This is a genomic window from Pseudomonas sp. XP1, from assembly GCF_053557675.1.
Window position 1 is genome coordinate 7640 of sequence record NZ_JBNRIJ010000063.1, and the last position, 4217, is coordinate 11856.

General features: G+C 65.1%; 6 protein-coding genes. 3 read left to right on the top strand and 3 right to left on the bottom strand.

What is annotated here, in order from left to right; all coding sequences use genetic code 11:
• A partial coding sequence (locus ACK1U9_RS25375; protein WP_449110266.1) for a sigma-70 family RNA polymerase sigma factor occupies window positions 1-1110 on the bottom strand: 1110 nt, incomplete at its 3' end.
• A gap of 135 nt (window positions 1111-1245) precedes the next feature.
• Here ACK1U9_RS25375 and ACK1U9_RS25380 point away from each other — a divergent pair.
• Window positions 1246-1728, top strand: coding sequence for an LEA type 2 family protein (locus ACK1U9_RS25380; protein WP_085601656.1), 483 nt, complete (start codon window positions 1246-1248; stop codon window positions 1726-1728).
• An 18-nt stretch (window positions 1729-1746) separates the two neighbouring features.
• Here ACK1U9_RS25380 and ACK1U9_RS25385 read toward each other — a convergent pair whose 3' ends face one another.
• Entirely contained in the window at window positions 1747-2010 is a 264-nt protein-coding gene (locus ACK1U9_RS25385; RefSeq protein ID WP_046615887.1) for a hypothetical protein, read from the bottom strand.
• Window positions 2011-2138: 128 nt separating this feature from the next.
• On the opposite strand from ACK1U9_RS25385, the gene ACK1U9_RS25390 reads away from it, so the two are divergent.
• Window positions 2139-2459, top strand: coding sequence for a DUF883 family protein (locus ACK1U9_RS25390; protein WP_046615886.1), 321 nt, complete (start codon window positions 2139-2141; stop codon window positions 2457-2459).
• A gap of 22 nt (window positions 2460-2481) precedes the next feature.
• Here the strand turns inward: ACK1U9_RS25390 and miaE are convergent, their stop codons facing one another.
• Window positions 2482-3099 (bottom strand): tRNA-(ms[2]io[6]A)-hydroxylase, encoded by a 618-nt coding sequence (gene miaE, locus ACK1U9_RS25395; protein ID WP_108481852.1) that lies wholly within the window; start codon window positions 3097-3099, stop codon window positions 2482-2484.
• A 154-nt stretch (window positions 3100-3253) separates the two neighbouring features.
• Between miaE and ACK1U9_RS25400 the strand changes: the two genes are divergently transcribed.
• Window positions 3254-4117: a universal stress protein gene (locus tag ACK1U9_RS25400; protein WP_085601657.1), complete on the top strand. Its 864-nt coding sequence runs from the start codon at window positions 3254-3256 to the stop codon at window positions 4115-4117.
• Window positions 4118-4217: the final 100 nt, after the last annotated feature.

The window sequence follows — 4217 nt, forward strand, 5'->3', positions numbered from 1 at the left end:
GGCTAACCACGGCAGGTAGGTCACCTTCAGCCCATAGCGCTGCTCAAGGGTGCGCAACAGGGCCTCTGGCTCATCGAGGTCGAACACCCCGCTGACCTCCATCGCCGCCAGCTTGCTGTCGGACAACACGATCCGCCCATGCCGGTAATGCTCGAGCTCCGCCAGCACCTGGCCCAGCGGCTTGCCGTTGAAGATCAGCTTGCCGCGCTGCCAGGCCATCTGCGTGCCGGCATCGGCCGCTACTGCCAGTTCATGCTCGCCAACCTTGGCTTCGCCCCGCGCCAATACCACGCGGCCATCGCGCCGCACGCTGAAGGTGGCCGCACTCCCCTGCACCCGCTCACCGGCCGTGTCGACCACAAAGGGCCGCGAATCATCGGTGGTCTCGAACAAGGCCTCACCGGCCTCCAGCACCACCCGCCGCTCACGGTCGCTGAACACCACGCTCAGGGCGGAGGCGCTGTTCAGCGTCACCCGCGTGCCATCGGCCAGGGTCACCACCTGCCGCTCACCCACCCCGGTGTGGTAATCCGCCAGCAGCACCGGCGCCTGCTGCCAACCCGCCACAGCAACAGCCAGCACCAGGGCCGCAGCCACGCCCGCCTGTTTGAGCCAGTTGCGGCAATGGCGCAGGGCCTGGCCGATGTACTTCGCCACCATGCTTTCGGAAACCCCCAGGCGCTGCGCGATCTGCGCCTGGGTCAGGCCGTCGACGCGGTTGAGCAACAGCGCCTGGCGGGCATTGGCGGGCAGCTGCTGCAGCGCCTGGTCGAGGATCTGCAGGCGCTCCCGGGCCAGCAAGGCCGCTTCGGGTGCCGGCGCCAGGCAGGCCACCTCACCTGCCCGCTCGCTGTCGTCGTGGCTGGCGGCAATGCGCTGCTCGCGGCGCAAGGCATCGATCGCCAGGTTGCCGGCCACGCGGAAGATGAAACTGCGCGCGTGCAGCACCGGCACTGCCTGCTGGTCGATGTTCACCAGCTTCAGGTAGGTTTCCTGCGCGACGTCGGCAGCGCGCTGGCGGTCGCTCATGCGCCGGGTCAGGAACTGCAGCAGGTCGTCGTAGTGCTCCTGGAAACTTGCCAGCAGGCCCGGCGCGGGAGAGGTCAGCATGGGTTCGGGAACGGCCAGTAGGAGAAGTTATCGGGCGTTAATGAGAAACAGTATCTTTCATATGGGCGGAGACTTTCAACGTCGACGCACATTTGCCACACTGCCCATTCGCTCACTCTGGCAAGGTCGTACCCCATGGCTGCCCGTCTGCACCGCTACGCCCGCCTGTTCCTGGTCCTGCTGCTGGCCTGCGGCCCGGGGGCCTGTGCGCTGTTCCAGGCACGCGACCCGGTCAATATCAGCGTGATCGGTATCGAACCGCTGCCCGGGCAGGAGCTGGAACTGCGCATGGCGGTGAAGATGCGGGTACAAAACCCCAACGAGGCGCCGATCGACTACAACGGCATCGCCCTGAACCTGGAGGTGAACGGCCAGCCGCTGGCTGCCGGGGTCAGCGACCAGCAGGGGCACATCGGCCGTTATGGCGAAGCGGTGGTCGTGGTGCCGGTGAGCATCACGGCGTTTTCCTTCCTGCGCCAGGCCTATGGGCTGGGCCGGGTGGACTCGTTGCAGGGCCTGCCCTATGTGCTGCGCGGCAAACTTGCCGGCGGGCTGCTGGGCACCGTGCGCTTTACCGACGAGGGCAAGCTGGACCTGCCCAAGGGCGCCTACTGGTAGGCGCCCGGCGGGGTGTGATCAGCGGTTGGCGCTGGCTGCGGCCATCAGCTTGTTGACTTCGCTGCGCACCATGCTGGCGTATTCGGGCGGCGACATGCCATCCAGCTCGGCGCGCACCCACTCGGCCCATTTGCCTTTGCGCCGTGGCTTTTCGGCGATCAGCCGCGCGGCTTCGCCCTTGGCCTTGCCCAGGTTGTTCTGCCACAGCTCGAACAGCCGGGCCTTCTCTGCCTCGATCTGCGCCCGTTCCTCGAAGCTCATGTTGGCCAGATTGAAACTCATGAAGGTACCTGCAGGTTTGAAAATGGCCGCTATCTTACACTCAGGACTGCAACAGCCCAAAGCCGCCGCAACTTTCCTGGCGCGCCGGCATCCATTGTTCAAACCATACCATCGACGAGGACGAGTTCATGGCCCGGAAAAACGCCGCGCTGGCCGACAGCGATCAGATCAAGGACCAGGTATTCAGCGAACTGCAGGCGCTGATCGAAGAATCGGAAAAACTGCTGAACGACAGCGCAGCGCTGGTGGGTGACGAGGCGGAAACCCTGCGCGCGCAGGTAAGTCTCAAACTGCGCCAGGCGCGCCAGGCCGCCGACAAGGTGCGCAGCAAGGCGCAACCGGTGGTGGAAGCTACCCAGGACTATATCGGCGGCCACCCGTGGCAGACCGTGGCCATTTCCGCAGGCCTCGGGCTGGTGGTCGGCCTGCTGCTGGGTCGCCGTCACTGACGCCCGGGCCGCCTGGCGCGAATCAGGCGGCCTGCGCCATCGGGATACCGCTGTGGAAGCGCAGCTCCTGGTCAGGTGACTGGATCAGCTCCACCTCCGCAGCCCGCACCAGTTCCACCCGGCGGGCGATGTCTGCCTCGTCGCCGTAGTTGTGCGCCAGTTTCAGGTAACCCTGGTAGTGGCGCGCTTCGCTCTTCAGCAGGCCGTGGTAGAAGCGGCCCAGCTCCTCGTCCAGGTGCGGTACCAGCGCGGCAAAGCGCTCGCAGCTGCGCGCCTCGATGAACGCCCCCACAACCAGCGTATCCACCAGCTTGACCGGCTCGTGGGCGCGCACCAGGCGCCGCAGCCCAGACGCATAACGCCCCGCCGACACCGGGCGCAGCGGCACGCCGCGACGCTTCATCAGGCGCAGCACCTGCTCGTGGTGCACCAGTTCCTCGCGGGCCAGGCGCGACATCATGTTGATCAGGTCGAGGTGGGTGCTGTACTTGGCGATCAGGCTCAGGGCGGTACTGGCAGCCTTGAATTCGCAGTTCTTGTGGTCGATCAGCAGGGTTTCCTGGTCGGCGAGCGCCGCATCGATCCAGGCGTCTGGTGTCGGGCAACCAAGAAAGGCGTCGATTTCGGGGATCAGGGACATGAGCGTGCAACCACAAAGAACGGGCAGGGCCGGCGATTATACCGGCGGCGGCGGGCGGCGCCAGTGACTATGCTTGATGTACATCAAGCGCCAGCGGGGGAAGCGCCGACTATAGTCAGGCATTGGCCGCCACCTTTGAACGGAGTTGAAGCCCATGCAAGCCGTCCGCAGCATCCTCGTCGTCCTCGACCCCGAGCACGCCCACAGCCGGGCCCTGACCCGGGCCAAGCTGATCGCCGGCGTCACCGGCGCGCGCCTGCACCTGCTGATGTGCGACAAAAGGCACGACCACAGCGCGCTGTTGAGCCTGCTGAGCAGCCAGTTGCATGATGACGGGTACGACAACGTCACCCATGAAGAGGCCTGGCGCGACAACCTGCACGACACCATCATCGACGTGCAGCAGGCCGAGGGCTGCGATCTGGTGATCAAGGAACACCGCCCGGACAACCCACTGAAAAAGGCCCTGCTCACACCCAGCGACTGGAAGCTGCTGCGCCAATGCCCGTGTGCGGTGCTGATGGTCAAGAGCGAGCGGCCTTGGACCGGCGGCAAGGTCCTGGCTGCGGTGGATGTGGGCAACCAGGACGAGGACCACCGCCGCCTGCACGCCAGCATCATCGACCATGGCTTCGAGATTGCCAAACTGGCCAAGGGTGAGTTGCACGTCATCACCGCCCATCCGTCGCCGATGCTGTCGGCGTCGGACCCGGTGTACCAGTTGACGGAAACTATCGAGAAGCGTTATCGCGAGGCGTGCAAGGCATTCCAGGCAGAGTACGACATCGGCGAAGACCGCTTGCATGTGGCCGAAGGGCCGGCGGATGTACTGATTCCGCATACCGAGAAGAAGCTCGATGCGGTGGTGACGGTGATCGGCACCGTGTGCCGCACGGGGATTTCCGGGGCGTTGATTGGCAATACCTCGGAGGTGGTGCTGGATGCGCTGGAGGGGGATGTGCTAGTACTCAAGAGCGAGGAAGCAATTGCCCACCAGGCGGAACTGGCCCGCGGTTGAGTTCGATCTGTCAGGACCCTATCGCCGGCAAGCCAGCTTGTGTCTTGAGAGGGGATTAGAATCTGAAGTGAGAGCGGTGAATGGCAAGCTGAATGCCAGA